Annotated in this window: 13 protein-coding genes; 6 read left to right on the top strand and 7 right to left on the bottom strand. The window is 61.5% G+C overall.

Features of this window, described 5'->3' with window-relative positions; translation table 11 throughout:
- Positions 1 to 91: 91 nt before the first annotated feature.
- Complete coding sequence (locus QWJ46_RS10905; RefSeq protein ID WP_184455137.1) at positions 92 to 1,000, bottom strand: LysR family transcriptional regulator; 909 nt, start codon at positions 998 to 1,000, stop codon at positions 92 to 94.
- A gap of 178 nt (positions 1,001 to 1,178) precedes the next feature.
- Between QWJ46_RS10905 and QWJ46_RS10900 the strand changes: the two genes are divergently transcribed.
- Positions 1,179 to 1,919 carry a hypothetical protein gene (locus QWJ46_RS10900; RefSeq protein WP_302751141.1) on the top strand — a complete coding sequence of 247 codons (741 nt, stop codon included), beginning with the start codon at positions 1,179 to 1,181 and terminating at the stop codon, positions 1,917 to 1,919.
- Between the two features lie 64 nt (positions 1,920 to 1,983).
- Here QWJ46_RS10900 and lysS read toward each other — a convergent pair whose 3' ends face one another.
- From lysS to QWJ46_RS10875, 5 genes are all read right to left on the bottom strand, one after another.
- Positions 1,984 to 3,480: a lysine--tRNA ligase gene (gene lysS, locus QWJ46_RS10895; protein WP_302751140.1), complete on the bottom strand. Its 1,497-nt coding sequence runs from the start codon at positions 3,478 to 3,480 to the stop codon at positions 1,984 to 1,986.
- A gap of 22 nt (positions 3,481 to 3,502) precedes the next feature.
- A complete protein-coding gene (gene gltX / locus QWJ46_RS10890; RefSeq protein WP_302751139.1) occupies positions 3,503 to 4,969 on the bottom strand; it encodes a glutamate--tRNA ligase in 1,467 nt (488 codons plus the stop codon).
- 244 nt (positions 4,970 to 5,213) lie between these two features.
- A complete protein-coding gene (locus QWJ46_RS10885) occupies positions 5,214 to 5,963 on the bottom strand; it encodes a TerC family protein (protein WP_302751138.1) in 750 nt (249 codons plus the stop codon).
- 99 nt (positions 5,964 to 6,062) lie between these two features.
- Positions 6,063 to 6,899 carry an AraC family transcriptional regulator gene (locus tag QWJ46_RS10880; RefSeq protein WP_302751178.1) on the bottom strand — a complete coding sequence of 279 codons (837 nt, stop codon included), beginning with the start codon at positions 6,897 to 6,899 and terminating at the stop codon, positions 6,063 to 6,065.
- A gap of 107 nt (positions 6,900 to 7,006) precedes the next feature.
- Positions 7,007 to 7,687 carry a TetR/AcrR family transcriptional regulator gene (locus QWJ46_RS10875; protein ID WP_302751137.1) on the bottom strand — a complete coding sequence of 227 codons (681 nt, stop codon included), beginning with the start codon at positions 7,685 to 7,687 and terminating at the stop codon, positions 7,007 to 7,009.
- 150 nt (positions 7,688 to 7,837) lie between these two features.
- Between QWJ46_RS10875 and QWJ46_RS10870 the strand changes: the two genes are divergently transcribed.
- The 5 genes from QWJ46_RS10870 (at position 7,838) to xylA (ending at position 14,887) form a co-directional block, all read left to right on the top strand.
- Positions 7,838 to 9,049, top strand: coding sequence for an HlyD family secretion protein (locus tag QWJ46_RS10870; protein WP_302751136.1), 1,212 nt, complete (start codon positions 7,838 to 7,840; stop codon positions 9,047 to 9,049).
- A 43-nt stretch (positions 9,050 to 9,092) separates the two neighbouring features.
- Positions 9,093 to 10,694 (top strand): DHA2 family efflux MFS transporter permease subunit, encoded by a 1,602-nt coding sequence (locus QWJ46_RS10865; protein ID WP_302751135.1) that lies wholly within the window; start codon positions 9,093 to 9,095, stop codon positions 10,692 to 10,694.
- A gap of 206 nt (positions 10,695 to 10,900) precedes the next feature.
- Positions 10,901 to 11,923 carry a LacI family DNA-binding transcriptional regulator gene (locus QWJ46_RS10860; protein WP_184454922.1) on the top strand — a complete coding sequence of 341 codons (1,023 nt, stop codon included), beginning with the start codon at positions 10,901 to 10,903 and terminating at the stop codon, positions 11,921 to 11,923.
- 20 nt (positions 11,924 to 11,943) lie between these two features.
- Positions 11,944 to 13,398, top strand: coding sequence for a xylulokinase (gene xylB / locus QWJ46_RS10855; protein ID WP_302751134.1), 1,455 nt, complete (start codon positions 11,944 to 11,946; stop codon positions 13,396 to 13,398).
- A gap of 178 nt (positions 13,399 to 13,576) precedes the next feature.
- Positions 13,577 to 14,887 carry a xylose isomerase gene (gene xylA / locus QWJ46_RS10850; protein ID WP_302751133.1) on the top strand — a complete coding sequence of 437 codons (1,311 nt, stop codon included), beginning with the start codon at positions 13,577 to 13,579 and terminating at the stop codon, positions 14,885 to 14,887.
- 56 nt (positions 14,888 to 14,943) lie between these two features.
- Here xylA and QWJ46_RS10845 read toward each other — a convergent pair whose 3' ends face one another.
- The gene (locus QWJ46_RS10845; RefSeq protein WP_097597195.1) at positions 14,944 to 15,975 is read right to left on the bottom strand and encodes a LacI family DNA-binding transcriptional regulator; all 1,032 of its coding nucleotides are present in this window, start codon (positions 15,973 to 15,975) and stop codon (positions 14,944 to 14,946) included.
- Positions 15,976 to 16,160 lie beyond the last annotated feature (185 nt).

Genomic DNA, 16,160 nt, shown 5'->3' with positions numbered 1-16,160 from the left:
TGTGGCAATTTGTTCCCGGCTGAAAAGGTGACGCGAAAAGCCCGGTTTCGCAAATTCATTTATCAGAAAGGCGATATCGGAAAATCCGATATCAACGAAGCCGGCCGGACCGCATGGTTTCGGCAATGCCGACGAAATCGCGCGCCGCCTGCGGCAGACTGGAGCCCTTGCGCCAGACCATGCCGACCTGGACGACCGGCAGCGAGCCGGAGACGTCGCGGCTCTCGATGCGATCGCCTTCGAGCGACCACGGTCGGTAGACGAGATCGGGAAGCAGCGCCACCCCGGCGCCCGTCGCCACCAGGCTGCGCACCGCTTCCACCGAACGAGTGCGGAAGGCGACATGCGGGCGGGCGCCGAGTGCGGAGAGCAGTTTGCCGGTGTTCTCCTCGATCTCGTCGACCGTTAGCATGATCAGCGGTTCGCGGGCGATATCGGCGACGGAGATGATGTCGGCCGACACCAGCGGATGGCCCATCGGCAGCCAGAGGCGATAGGGCGAGGTTTCGAGGATTTCCGCCTGCAGCGCCATGCGGTCGCGCAGATTGGATATCACCATCACCGCCACATCGAGTTCGCCGCCGACCAGGAGATGTTCGAGGTAGCCGCCATTGTCCTCGATGGCGCTGACCTCGATGCCCGGACAGGCGCGCCGGTATCGCGCCAGCAGATCGGAGAGAACGTAGCCGGCGACAAGCGAGGTGACGCCGATGTTCAACGTGCCGGAGAGAGCACTCCGCTGGCCGGCGAAGCTGGTTCGCGCATCGGAGACGGAGGCGAGAATCTTGGTCGCGTGCCGGAGGAACTGATGTCCGTTGTGGGTGATCGTCAGGCCGCGCGGATGGCGCTCGAACAATTCGACGCCAAGATCGGTTTCCAGCTCCTTCAGCGCTTCCGTCACCGAGGACTGCGAGATCGACAGGTTCTGCGCGGCGCGTGTCACCGAACCTTGTTCGGCGACGGCCACGAAATATTGGATCTGGCGGAGCGTGAAGGCCATGGGCGTATAGAGCATGGTGGGATGCGCGGTGGCAAGCGGCTGAAAAAGGTGGACCTTTTTTGGTCTTTTTCAAAATGGGGCGGGCTTGGCTTGTTCACTTAAACTTTCGGAAACGTCATTTCCCTAGCATTCTCGGCACCTGTCCTGCGTTGGAGTTTGAGATGGCGGAGCAGTTGGCGTGAAGGCCTTACTGCGCATATTCCGGCCTTCCCGGAAATTGGCAATCATCATCGGCGGAGTCGCGCTTCTGGCGGGCGTTTCCGGCGGCGCGGCCGTCTATGTCGGCAAGGACAGGCTGATCGGTGCCTCCCACCGGGCGTACGGGCTCGAATGCAGCGACGTCAATCTGGTGACGATCAGGAAACAGGACCATGTTTGGGTGCGGAAATACATCAAGACCGAACCGACCGATGGCATGACGCGTGTCCGGACCGCGCTGCGGGTCGCCCAGGCCGTCTATGCCGCGCAGAAACCGGATCTGGTCCAGGTGGTGGTGCTCGATGAGAACGGTCCGACGCTGCGCGCCGATATACGCGGCCGCGCGATCGGGGCCGACGTCGTCTACATCCCGCATCCCGACAAGACCGTTCCCGGCCTCGACGACAAGCCCTATACGGCACGCTACTATGACGGCAAGGCCAGCGAAAATGGGTTGTTCTTCGGCGAGCGTATCGAACTGCCGGCCGATGAGATCGCGATGATCAGCGCTGGCTTCAAGGATCCGGAGGATTGCGTCGATCCGGTCGCCGTCGCCTCGACCAAGAACGAGGAGACGGGCAAGAAGGCTGAGGGCGGCGCTCATGGCGCAGCGCCGGCGGCCGAAACCGAAGCGGCGCCTGCCGCCGAGGGCAACGCCGCCGATGTGGTGGCCGAGGCGCCGGCCGAAGAGCCGCCAGCGGAAGCCGCCAAGGTCCACTGAACAGGCACATGAAAAAGCGGAGCGCCGACCGGCACTCCGCTTTGATCAGTCTTCGTCTTTCCTGTTAGTCGGCCTTGCTGCGGCGGGCCGGGAAGAGGATGACGTCGCGGATCGACGGAGCGTTGGTCAGAAGCATGATCAAGCGATCGACGCCGATGCCGAGGCCACCGGCCGGCGGCATGCCCTGGTCGATCGCATCGAGGAATTCGTCGTCCAGCTGCTTTTCCTTTTCGCCGCGGGCATGCGCCTGTTCCAGCTGCTCGACCATGCGGCGGCGCTGTTCCTCGGGATCGTTGAGTTCCGAGAAGGCATTGCCGAGTTCCCAGGCGTTGCAATAGGTCTCGAAGCGTTCGACAAGTCGCGGCTCGCCCGGCACTTCCTTTGCAAAGGGTGAGATGTCCTTCGGGAAATGCGTGACGTGAGAGGGTTGGATCAGTGTGGCTTCGACCTTCTCCTCGAAGATGAAGGCGAGGCATTCGCCCCAGGTCCAATCCTTCTCGACTTCGAAACCGGCAGCCTTGGCGGCATCACGGGCTTCTTCGTCGGTCTTCATCGCCAGGAAATCGATGCCGGTGGCTTCCTTGACGGCAGCGGGCATCGGCACGCGCTTGAACGGCCCCTTGAAGGAGAGCCGCTTGTCGGTGAAATCGAATTCCGTCGTGCCATGAATGGAGAGCGCCAGGGTCTCGAACAGCCGCTCGACGAGGTCCATCATGTCCTCGTAATCGGCATAGGCCCAATAACACTCCATCATGGTGAATTCGGGATTGTGCCGAGTGGAGACGCCTTCGTTGCGGAAGTTGCGGTTGATCTCGAAGACTTTGTCGGTGAGGCCAGAGACCAGCGTGCGCTTCAGGAACAGTTCCGGCGCGATGCGCAGGTACATGTCGAGCTTCAGCGTGTTGTGATGCGTCTTGAACGGCTCGGCGGTGGCGCCGCCATAGACGGAATGCAGCATCGGCGTCTCGACTTCCATGAAGCCGTCATTTTCCATGAAACGGCGGATGCCGGAGACGATCTTCGAGCGCTGCTGGAAGCGCAGCTTCGAATCCTCATTGGTCATGATGTCGAGATGGCGCTTGCGGTAACGCAGCTCGATGTCGGACAGACCGTGCCACTTCTCGGGCATCGGCAGCAGCGACTTCGTCAACATTTCGATCTTCTGGGCGTTGATCGTCAGCTCGCCGCGCTTGGTGCGGCGCACGATGCCGGTGACGCCGATGATGTCGCCGATATCGATCATCGGCAGCAGGGCGCGGGCTTCCTCGCCGGTGACGTCCTTGTGCGAGAAGATCTGGATCTTGCCGGAGGCGTCATGGATATCCATGAACATGCCCGAGTTACGCGAGGAATAGACCCGGCCGGCGACGGTGACGATGTCCTGCGTCTCGACATCGGGCTCCAGACCCTCGTATTTCGTCGCAAGCTCGGCGTTCGTCAGGCTCCGGTGAAAATGCGCCGGATAGACATCGCCGATCTGCTCGCGCAGCAGCTTGAGCTTCTGGGCGCGCACCTCGGTCGCGTCGGAGGAGAGGGTGTTTTCGGTCTTGTTGTCAGCCACTGTCGAAATCCTCTGACTATTCTTACTTCGAGCCGACGAGGGCGGCGACCGCCTGTGCTGCGAGCTTCAGGCGCTGGCGCACGACGGAGCGGCCGAGGATCGCCATGGAATCGAAGAGCGGCAGCGAACGCGACGAGCCGGAGACGGCGACGAAGAGCGGTGCCACCACGACCTTCAGCTTCTTGCCCATGCGGTCGGAGATCGCGCGCAGTTCCGCCTCAATCGTCTCGACGTTCCATTCCAGGATCTTTTCGAGATCCGGCTGGACGGTGTTGAGGATCTCCAGGATCTCTTCCGGCGTCGACTTGATCTTGGCGAAGTCGGACGGCTGCAGGCCGAGATCGGATTTCAGCAGGAAGCTGGCGAGATCGGGTAGCTCGCCAAGCTTGGAAATGCGCGTCTGCGACAGGCGTAGACCCGCCATCAGACGATCGTTTTCCATCGCCCAGGTCAGCACGCGCGCCTGGAACTCCTCTTCGGAGAGTTTTTCACGGATCCAGCGGCCGTTCAGCCAGTCGAGCTTCTGGATGTCGAAGATCGCGCCTGCTTTGGAGAGGTTTTCCGGATCGAACTTTTCCGACAATTCTTCCATCGTCAGCAGCTCTTCGCCCTCGGCGATCTGCATGAAGAACAGGCCGAGGAAATTCATCAGAGCTTCCGGGATATAACCGAGCGCGGAATAGTAGGAGATCGAGGTCGGGTTCTTGCGCTTCGACAGCTTCGACTTGTCGGCATTGCGCATCAGCGACAGATGCATGAAGACCGGCTGGTCCCAGCCGAAATAGCGATAGAGCAGGATGTGCTTCGGCACCGAAGCCAGCCATTCCTCGCCGCGCGCCACGTGGGTGATCTTCATCAGATGGTCGTCGATGACGTTGGCCATGTGATAGGTCGGCATGCCGTCGGCCTTGATCAGGACCTGCATGTCGACGGAATCCCACGGAATGGACACATCGCCATAGACGCCGTCGGTAAAGTCGCAGGAGCCCTCTGTCGGGATCTTCATGCGGATGACCGAGGCTTCGCCCGCCGCCATGCGTGACGTCACCTCTTCTGCCGTCAGGTTGAGGCATTGGCCATCATATTTTGGCGGCTTGCCGGCGGCGCGCTGCGCCTCGCGCATCTGCTCCAGCCGCGCGGGCGTGCAGAAACAGCGGAAGGCATGGCCATTGTCCAGCAGCTCCTGTGCATAGGGCTGGTACATCGGCTTGCGGTCGGACTGGCGATAAGGGCCGTAGGGGCCGCCGATATCGGGGCCTTCGTTCCATTCCAGCCCGCACCATTTCAGCGCGTCCAGCACCTTCGTCTCGAATTCCGGGGTCGAGCGCGTCGCATCGGTATCTTCGATGCGCAGGATGAACTCGCCACCGTGCTTCTTGGCGAAGAGGTAGTTGAAGAGAGCGATATAAGCGGTGCCGACATGCGGCTCGCCGGTCGGCGAGGGAGCGATGCGGACGCGGACGCCGGAAGCTGTCCCGGAATTTGTCATTGTATGTGCCCGTCAATGAATGCCGGACTGCTTTCACGGGAAAGCAAGGTTCGGCCGGAAGGATGCAGATATCTTCATCGGCAAACCGGCCGAAAAAGGGCATTCGCCCGCACCATTCGCCGATCGTCCGTTCGGCTGGCCTTAGGCCATATTCAACCGGGCGCGTCAAGAAAAACCGCGTCCGCAACGGCTTGCCGACGTTTGAGAGGGTGCGCCGGTTGCGGCGCGCCCTCCCGCATCAGCCTCAATGCGCGCCTTCGCGTTTCCGCTTGCGGGCGTTGCGTGCGAACATGTTCAGCACCTCGACCAGCGCCGAGAAGGCCATGGCGGCGTAGACGTAGCCCTTCGGCACGTGGAAGCCCATGCCCTCGGCGATCAGCGTCGTGCCGATCATCAGCAGGAAGGCGAGCGCCAGCATGACGATCGTCGGATTTCTCTCGATGAAGTTGGCGAGCGGGGTCGCGGCAACCAGCATTACGGTGACGGCGGCGATGACTGCGATCACCATGATCGGCAGATGCGGCGTCATGCCGACGGCGGTGATGATGCTGTCGACGGAGAAGACCAGGTCAAGCAGCAGGATCTGGCCGATCGCCGATGCAAAGCCCGTCGTGACGGACTTCGCGATGAAATCCTCCTGATGATCCACCGGGTCGACCGTGTGGTGAATTTCCTTGGTGGCTTTCCAGACGAGGAACAGGCCGCCGGCGATAAGGATGAGATCCTTCCAGGAGAAGCCGTGCCCGAAGGCCGTAAACAGCGGTTCGGTCAGCTGGACGATCCAGGCGACGGTGCCGAGCAGCGCCAGGCGCATGACGAGGGCAAGGCCGATGCCGATCCGGCGGGCTTTCTCGCGATGCTCGGGCGGCAGTTTGTTGGTGAGAATGGAAATGAAGATCAGGTTGTCGATCCCGAGAACGACTTCCATCACCACCAGTGTGATGAGCGCCACCCAGGCGGCCGGGTCCTGAATGAGCGTCATGAGTTCCTGCATTAGCTTATATCCCCTTGCGTCACCGATGACGCCCGCAATGTAGTGTCCGCGGCCCGCCGCACAAGCGCCGCAAGGGGATATACGAAATCGATGTGACTTTTATTCCCTGATAGGTAGCCAGATTTCAGTGACGCCCATTCCAGTATAGGGATCGAAGCGCTCGTCGTAACGTTCGAACATGTCAGGTGTCTCGCCATGTTCCAGGCCCGACGTTGGCCACCATGTGCCGAAAATCCGGTGCATGGTCAGGGAAATGCCGGAGACATGGCCGCGATGGGTGAAGACGGCGTAGCGCTGTCCCGGAAGCTTGAGCGTCGTAAAATCCGCGGGCAGGTCGCCGGCATCGGAAATTTCGGCTGCGGCTATGTAGCGGAATTTCTCCTCCTCGCCGATATGCCGGCAGATGCCATAGGCGACATTGCCTTTCTGGCCGGGAATATGCCCGAAATGGGTATTGAACTTCTGCCAAAGCGAGGGGATGGCGGCATTGTCGCCATAAGGGTAGGTCTCCTGCAGGCCGGCAAAGAGCATTGGTTGAAGAGTCTCGAAACGGGGTGGTTCGAGATCGTTGAGGTGGTCGGTATCCATTCGGATCGGCTCCAATAAAACAAGGTTACGGGCGTGTCCCTGTCTGCGCACAGCATCCGGCGTCATGCCGAACTGCTCGCGGAAGGCACGGGTGAAAGCTTCGTGCGAGCCGTAGCCCGCGCAAAGCGCAACCTCGAGAATGGTGGATGAGCCGGTGACCAATGCGGGCACGGCGCGGCTGAGGCGCCGTCCTCTCATGTAGCTGCTGATCGAGTGGCCGGTGACGAGCCCGAAGACGCGCGACAGATGGTAGCGCGACAATCCGGCTGCGTCTGATATCTCTTCCAGCGATATATCGCTTTCGAAATGGCTCTCTATGAACCAGATCGCCCGTGCGATGGCGTTCATCATCATTCCCCTGGTTGCGGCTCCTTCATTAGAGAAAAGCCGGCAGCCGGGTTTGATCGTCCTTGCGGAGTTTTGGCCGAAGGGGAGCGGCAGTCAAGGATACGGGGTTAGGCAGTCTCGCGCCGGCGCACGCCGTAGGCTGCCATGAAGACCTTGATCGCACCGCGGATGACGCGGTCGATTTCCTCGCGAGTCGGCGGTTCTTCCATGCTGCCGAACAGACGGAGCTTGAAGAAGCTGCCGCTGGCAAGATCGAGAAACTGGCCGGCGGCAAGATCGATGTCGTCGATCTCGAGTCGGCCTCCGGCGATATGCTGTTCCAAAAAGTCGCGCATGATGGTGCGCAGGTTTACCGGGCCTTTGAAGAAGCGTTGACAGAGCACCGGCATGCGGTCGCGAACGCCGAGAACGGTGCGCATCGCGCTGATGACCTTTTCATCGGTCATGTGGGTGACGAAGCTTATCCCGAATTCGTACAGGCCGGATTCGGGGTCGTCATGCTCGGCAAGCGCCGTGCGCACGGCCGCCATGAAAGCGGCGCGCTCGTTCTCGATCATCGCCGAAAACAGCTCTTCCTTGTTGGTGAAATAGACGTAGAGCGTTCCCTTGGAGACTCCGGCCTCACGCGTCACGTCGTTCATACTGGCGGCGTCGAAACCCATCTTCATGAAGACACGTTTGGCGCCGGCGAGGATTTGCTGGCGTTTTGCCGGATCTTCGCCAGCGGCAAATCGGCCTCCTCCAACGGGTGGGCTGAAGACGGCGGCATGGTCGGGCTTTAGCGTCATATCTCCTTAACCGTGTTCACGGTTTCGTGCTTTCTTTAAAGAAATCGAACCGATTGGTTCTATACATCTTGATATGACGATAAAACAGGTTTATGTCAACTGAACCGAACCGTTCAGTTCGATTATTACTCCAAGATCGGTAAAGTGGCCATGTCGAGCAACCAGAAGAGCAACGTCGCGCGTATCGTCAGCGAAAACGCCGAAGCCGAAGAGGTAAAGGTCACGGTCGTTGCCGAGGCTCCGACGGCGGAAGCGCTGGAAAAGCCGGCTGCTCCCGCGCAGTCGGCGCCGGCCCAGGCCCCGGTTGCTCCCCCTGCGGCGAAGAAGCGCCGCAGCCCGGTACTGCCGATCGTCGTGCTTGCCCTGCTTGCGGGCGGCGGCTGGTATGGATACGAATGGTGGATGAACGGCCGGTTCATGGTGTCGACCGACGACGCCTATATCGAAGGCGATATCGCGACCATCTCGCCGAAGGTTACCGGCTATGTCGCGAAGGTGAATGTTGTCGCCAACCAGGAAGTCAAGGCAGGCGACGTTCTCGCCACCCTTGATAACGGCGACTACCAGAATGCCCTCGATCAGGCAAACGCCCAGATCGCGACCGAGCAGCTTTCGCTGAGCCGTATTGATGCGCAGATCGAAGGCGCCAAGGCGAGCCTTGTGCAGGCCCAGGCTCAGAAGACTGCCCTCGAAGCCACGGTGCGTGGCGCGGAAATCAAGCAGAAGCGCCAGAGCGACCTGCAGGCAAAGTCGGTCGGCACCACCGCGGATCTCGATGATGCCAACACGGCACTCGATCAGGCCAAGGCCAATCTTGCCGGCGGTGACGCCAATATCGTGGCGGCTCAGGCCAATATCGCCATCCTCGAAGCCCAACGCAGGGAAGCGGAAGGTTCCGTCCGCACGTTGGAAATCCAGCGCGACAAGGCTGCCCGCGACCTCTCCTTCACCGTGCTCAAGGCGCCCTATGACGGCATCGTCGGCAATCGTTCCGTCCAGGAAGGCGATCTGGTCTCGCCCGGCCAGCGCCTGATGGCGCTCGTTCCGGTGCGCCAGCTTTATATCGACGCCAATTTCAAGGAAACGCAGATCCAGCATCTCGTTCCAGGCTCGAAGGTCAACGTCCATGTCGATGCCTATGACGACCATCCGATCGTCGGCACCGTCGAATCGATCTCGCCGGCCTCCGGTTCGGTCTTTTCGCTGCTGCCGCCGGAAAATGCCACGGGCAACTTCACCAAGGTGATCCAGCGCGTGCCGGTGCGCATTGCGCTGCCGCAGGATGCGCTCGACAGCGGGCGTCTGCGCGCGGGCCTCAGCGTCGTCGTCGACGTCGATACCCGCACGGCACCGAACAAGTAAACCTTCGGAGCAATTCCAGCAAAAGGAAAGGCGGAGTGGTCCGATGGCCGGGAGCGCGACAGCAACAGCGGGAACGATGCCGGCGGTGCCTGCCCACGCCGCGGATCGCATGGATCCAAGGAAGCTCATCGCCTTCTTCGCGATGGTGCTCGGCATGTTCATGTCGATCCTCGACATTCAGATCGTCTCTGCTTCGCTTGCCGAAATTCAGGCCGGCCTGTCGGCCGGTTCCGACGAAATCGGCTGGGTGCAGACGGCCTATCTGATCGCTGAAGTGATCATGATCCCGCTTTCGGGAACGCTGGCGCGCATCATCTCGACGCGCTACCTCTTCGCGATCTCGGCCGCCGGCTTCACCATGGCGAGTGCGCTTGCGGCGACGGCGACGAATATCGACCAGATGATCGTCTACCGTGCCATCCAGGGTTTCATCGGCGGCGGCATGATCCCGTCGGTTTTCGCGGCCGCCTTCACAATCTTTCCGCCGTCGAAGCGCAGCATCGTCTCGCCGATTATCGGCCTGATCGCGACGCTGGCGCCGACCATCGGCCCGACCGTCGGCGGCTATCTCAGCCATGCCTTTTCCTGGCACTGGCTGTTCCTCGTCAATATCGTTCCGGGCATCATCGTCACGCTGGTTACCTGGAACTTCATCGACTTCGACAAGCCGGAACTGTCGCTCTTCAAGAAGTTCGACTGGTGGGGGCTGATCTCGATGGGCGTCTTCCTCGGCGCGCTGGAATATGTGCTCGAAGAGGGCAACTCGAACGATTGGTTCAACGACAATTCCATCGCGCTGGCTGCCGTCGCCTCCGGCGCCGCGGCCATCGTCTTCTTCTACCGCGCCTTCACGATGGAGTTTCCCGTCGTCGACCTGAAGGCTTTTGCGAACCGGAATTTCTCCTTCGGCTCGGTGTTTTCCTTCGTCATGGGCATCGGCCTCTACGGCCTTACCTATATCTATCCCGTCTATCTCGGCCGTATCCGCGGCTACGATTCGCTGATGATCGGCGAGACGATGTTCGTTTCCGGGCTCGCGATGTTCTTTACCGCGCCGATCGCCGGGAGGCTCTCGACCAAGATGGACCTGCGCCTGATGATGGTGATCGGTTTCATCAGCTTCGCGGCCGGCACATACATCATGATCCACCTGACGGCGGATTGGGATTTCTACGAGCTCTTCATCCCGCAGATCCTGCGCGGCTTCGGGCTGATGATGTGCATGGTGCCGATCAACAACATCGCGCTCGGCACGATGCCGCCGTCGCGCATCCGCGGCGCGTCCGGCCTGTTCAACCTGACCAGAAACCTTGGCGGCGCCGTCGGTCTTGCGGTCATCAACACTGTGCTCACCAGCCGGCAGGATGTGCATTACGAGCGGCTGCGGGAGAATATGGACTGGGGCAATCCGGCGGCGATCGACCAGATGAACAACATGGCCGCCAATTTCAACAGTTACGGCATGGACGGCACTTCGGTCGCGATCAAGCAGATGGTTGGCCTCGCCACTAAGCAGGCGGTCATCCTGTCCTTCAGCGATGTGTTCCTGATCCTGACCGCGCTGTTCGTTGCGATGATCCTCGGTGTCACCATGATCAAGAAACCCGCGCCGCAAGGCGGCGGAGGAGGTGACGGCGGCCACTGACCTCCGGCCCCCGTCCCTCGAAAAGGCCCTCTCCGGAGGGCCTTTTTGTTGCGGTTTTCCAGCCTCTGTGTCATCAGGTGGGCGATCGCTCATCGAATTGATGCCAGCGGCCGGCAGGACCGGAAACATAATGCGCAAATCGCCCCGCTGGTTTTTTTGATTTACGTACATCAAATTTGGCGCTAATGGTCTCGTCAGGAGGAACGATGAGGCCAACTGTTCACGATATCGCCGCTGCGGCGGGCGTCAGTCTCGCGACCGTCGACCGGGTGCTCAATCAGCGTCCTGGTGTGCGTCACGTCACACGGGAGAAGGTCGAGACCGCAATCCGCGAACTCGGTTATGTCAGGGACGTCGCCGCCGCCAATCTCGCCAAGGGTCGCACCTATCCGCTGGTCTTCATCCTGCCGGCCAGTGACAATTCTTTCATGCACGGGCTCAACGCCGAAATCCGGCAAGCCATCCTCCGCTCACCTGCCGAACGCACCGATATTCGCGCCATCGAGGTGCCTGCCTTCGATCCGGCCGCTCTCGTCGGCGTGCTCGAAGGGCTTTCCCGCGAAAAGCCTTGCGGCATCGCAATGGTTGCGACTGATGCGCCTGAGGTGCGTGCCGTCGTCGACAGGCTGGTGCATGCGGGCTTTCCCATCGTCACGTTGGTGTCCGATCTTACCGGATCGCTGCGCCATCACTACGCCGGCGTCGACAATATCGCGGCAGGCCGCACGGCGGCCCGTCTGCTCGGCCGGTTCCTCGGGCCGCGAAAGGGCAAGATCGCCGTGCTCGCCGGCTCCATGCTGGTGCGCGACCATCGCGAGCGGCTGGAAGGGTTCACTTCAGTCATGGCAGAGGAGTTTCCCGATCTTGCGATCCTTCCGGTTCTGGAAGGCCGCGACGATCCGGAGATCGCCCATATGCTCGTCGCGAAGGCACTTGGGAATGCCGACATTGTCGGCGTCTATAGTCTCGGCGCCGGCAATCGCGGCCTTATCCGGGCGCTGAAGGAGAAGGCCGTCGACCGGACGCTGACGGTCATTGCCCACGAACTGACCGCCCACACCCGAGCGGCGCTCATCGACAACACGATTGATGCGATCCTCAATCAGAATGCCGGTCACGAGGTGCGCAGCGCCATCCGGGTGCTGAAGGCCAAGGCGGACGGGCTCGCCGTCATCGAAGCGCAGGAGCGTATCCGCCTCGACATATTCCTGAAGGACAATCTGCCGTAACGGCAAGGGGAGAATGCCACATGTATCTCGGTCTCGATCTCGGAACCTCCGGCGTCAAGGCGATGCTGATCGACGGCGACCAGAAGATCGTCGGTTCGGCCAACGGTGCTCTCGACGTCTCGCGCCCGCATTCCGGCTGGTCGGAACAGGAACCGGCTCACTGGGTGCGCGCGACCGAGGAGGCCGTCGCCGGCCTCAAGGCGAAACATCCAAAGGAATTTGCCGCAGTCAAGGGCATCGGCCTTTCCGGCCAGATGCACGGCGCCACGCTGATCGATGCGAGCGACAAGGTATTGCGGCCCTGCATTCTCTGGAACGATACACGCAGCCACGTCGAAGCCGCCGCACTCGACGCCGACCCGCGTTTCCGGGCGCTGACCGGCAATATCGTGTTTCCCGGCTTTACGGCGCCCAAGCTCGCCTGGGTCAGGAAGCATGAGCCTGAGATTTTCGCGAAGGTCGCCAAGGTGCTGCTGCCGAAGGATTATCTGCGTCTCTGGCTGACCGGCGAATATATTTCCGAAATGTCGGATTCGGCAGGCACCTCCTGGCTCGATACCGGCAAGCGCGGCTGGTCGTCCGAACTGCTTGCCGCCACCGGCCTTTCCAGGGAGCAGATGCCGGCGCTTGTCGAAGGGACCGATCAGGCCGGCAGACTGCGGTCCGAACTCGCGGCCCAGTGGGGCATATCAGGCTCGGTCGTCGTTGCCGGCGGCGCGGGCGATAATGCAGCCTCGGCCTGCGGCATGGGCACGGTCAGCGATGGCGCGGCCTTCGTCTCGCTCGGCACCTCGGGCGTGCTTTTTGCCGCCAACGGCTCCTATCTGCCGAAGCCGGAAAGCGCCGTGCATGCCTTCTGCCATGCGCTGCCGAACACCTGGCATCAGATGGGCGTCATCCTCTCGGCCACCGATGCGCTCAACTGGCATTCCGGTGTGACCGGCAAATCGGCCGCCGATCTCACAGGCGAACTCGGTGAGACGCTGAAGGCGCCTTCCGGCGTCACCTTCCTGCCCTATCTCTCCGGCGAGCGCACTCCGCACAATGACGCCGTCATCCGCGGCGCCTTCATCGGCCTCGGACATGAGAGCAGCCGCGTCGTTCTCACCCAGGCCGTTCTGGAGGGTGTGGCGTTCGCCATCCGCGACAATCTCGAAGCGTTGCGTTCGGCCGGCACCGGCATCTCCCGCGTGACAGCAATCGGCGGCGGTTCGCGATCGCACTACTGGCTGGCATCGATCGCCACCGCGCTCGGCGTTCCCGTCGACCTGCCGGCCGACGGCGATTTTGGCGCGGCCTTCGGCGCCGCCCGTCTCGGCCTGATCGCGGCGACGGGTGCGGATCCGATCGCCGTCTGCACGCCGCCGATGACGGCAGGCTCGATCGAACCGGTCGCGGCGCTGAAGGGCGCTTACGAGGACGCCTACAAGCGCTATCGCGCGCTCTATCCGGCGATCAAGTCGCTGGCGCATTGAGAACTGGAGCCGGCGGCCCCCTCATCCGCCTGCCGGCACCTTCTCCTCGAGGGGAGAAGAGACTCGCTGCAGCGCCTCATTCCCCTTCTCCCTCGGGAGAAGGTGGCCCGAAGGGTCGGATGAGGGGGCTGGTGGCGCGAACGATAAGACTGAACGACGAACCCAAGGAGACCCCAACATGAGCACCGGATTTTTCGGCGATATCCAGAAGATCAAATATGAGGGCCCGGACAGCACCAATTCGCTGGCCTTCCGCTATTACCAGCCGGACGAGATCGTCCTCGGCAAGCGCATGGAAGACCATCTGCGTTTTGCGGTAGCCTACTGGCACACCTTCACCTGGCCGGGCGGCGATCCCTTCGGCGGCCAGACCTTCCTGCGTCCCTGGTTCGAAGATACGATGAAGGCGGCCAAGCTCAAGGCCGATGTCGCTTTTGAATTCTTCTCGCTGCTCGGTGCCCCCTACTACTGCTTCCATGACGCCGATGTGCGCCCGGAAGGCAAGAACTTTGCCGAGAACACCAAGAACCTGAACGAGATCGTCGATTATTTCGCCGAAAAGCAGGCTGCCACCGGCACCAAGCTGCTCTGGGGTACGGCGAACCTGTTCTCCAACCGCCGCTACATGTCGGGTGCGGCGACCAACCCCGATCCAGACGTCTTTGCTTTCGCAGCCGCGACGGTCAAGACCTGCATCGACGCCACGCAGAAGCTCGGCGGCGAGAACTACGTGCTCTGGGGCGGACGCGAAGGTTACGAGACGCTGCTCAACACCGATCTCAAGCGCGAGCTCGACCAGCTCGGCCGCTTTCTCAACCTCGTCGTCGAATACAAGCACAAGATCGGCTTCAAGGGCACCATACTGATCGAGCCGAAGCCGCAGGAGCCGACCAAGCACCAGTATGATTATGACGTCGCGACCGTCTACGGCTTCCTCAAGAAGCACGGTCTCGAAAACGAGGTGAAGGTCAATATCGAGCAGGGCCATGCAATCCTTGCCGGCCACTCCTTCGAGCACGAGCTGGCGCTTGCCAATGCGCTCGGCATCTTCGGCTCGATCGACATGAACCGCAACGACTACCAGTCCGGCTGGGACACCGACCAGTTCCCGAACAATGTTCCGGAAATGGCGCTTGCCTATTACCACGTTCTGGCAGGCGGCGGCTTCAAGACCGGCGGCACCAACTTCGACGCGAAGCTGCGCCGCCAGTCACTCGACCCGGCAGACCTCTTGATCGGTCATATCGGCGGCATGGATTGCTGCGCCCGCGGCCTGAAGGCGGCTGCCAAGATGATCGAGGACAAGGCTCTGTCGCAGCCGCTCGCCGACCGCTACGCCGGTTGGGAAACGGCCGAGGCGCAGAAGCTCTTCCGCGGCGAGTATTCGCTGGATGAGATCACCAACTGGGTCGAGAGCAAGGACGTCAACCCGCAACCGAAATCCGGCAAGCAGGAACTGCTCGAAAACATCGTCAACCGTTACGTCTGATAAAGCGCGCCGGCGGCCAGCGGTCGCCGGCGCCACCCTCCTGGATTATTCTCCGTTCAGCGCTTCAACCAGTTGCGCGACGGTGCGGAGACGGAGTTTCGCACCACGAGATCCGGCCTCAGCAGGATCTCCGTCTCGGCCGGCTGGCCGTCGGACAGAAGTTCCAATAGCAGCGCCATCGCCTGCTTGCCGATCGCCGTTCTCGGCTGGCGGATCGTCGTCAGCGACGGCGATATGAAGACCGCCTGCGGCACGTCGTCGAAGCCGGTTACTGAGAAATCCCGCGGAATATCATAGCCTCGCGCGCCGAGCCCGATCATGACGCCGATCGCCGTCTGGTCGTTCACGCACATGAAGGCTGTGGGAAGCGTGTCGCGCATGAAAAGCTGCTCGACCGCATGCCGTCCGCTTTCGATCGTGCCGTCGCCCTCGAGCACGATCCGCAAGTCGGGCGGAACGCCGGCAGCGTCAAGACCAGCGTCGTACCCCATGCGGCGCCTGGTATAGGCGAGCCGGGTGCGGGAATCGCCGATGAAGGCGATCTTGCGATGGCCTTCGGCCAGCAGCAGGTCCACCGCTTTCCGAGCGCCTTCGGTATCGTCGACACCGACATAGGGAATGCCGCCGTTGAAGACCGGTTCGAAAACCCCGACGCTCGGCGGCAGCCGCGCCGTCATGGTCTGGTGACCGAAAGGCAGGATGCCAGTGAAGAGGATCAGCCCGGCCGCCTGGTTGGAGTTGAAGAATTTCAGATATTCCAGGCCGCGCTGGGCATCATTCTGGGTGTGGCCGATCAGGACGCCGTAGCCGTGGGCGCGGGCCTCGTTCTCCAGTCCGACGAGAATATTGGAAAAATTGGGATCGCCGATATCGGGCGCCACCACCAGGATCATGTTGGAGCGGCCGAGCCGCAGGCTGCGCGCCATGGCATTGGTCGTATAGCCGGTGATGGCGATCGCCTGGTTGACTTTGAGCCGTGTCGAGTTGGCGACCTTCTCCGGCGTGTGGATCGCCCGGGAAACCGTCGCGATGGAAACCTCTGCGATCCGGGCGACGTCTTCGATTGTTGCGGGCGTGGAATTCGACACTGGGCTCTGCCTTAAGGCTGTCTTCGCCGCGACACTACACAGACTTGTCGAGAGGTCAAAGGCAAGCGTCAACTCATCTGTGTTAATCCACGATGTAAACCTTTACATGCCCGATGTAAAGGTTTACATAAGGCTCGAAGCGGACGGGAGCCGCATGCGCGTGCCTGTTTGAGAGCCTGAGGCGG

Origin of the sequence: Rhizobium sp. CBN3 (assembly GCF_030518245.1) — a bacterium.
Classification (GTDB): domain Bacteria; phylum Pseudomonadota; class Alphaproteobacteria; order Rhizobiales; family Rhizobiaceae; genus Rhizobium; species Rhizobium aethiopicum_A.
This window is presented reverse-complemented; position numbering and strand designations above follow the sequence as displayed.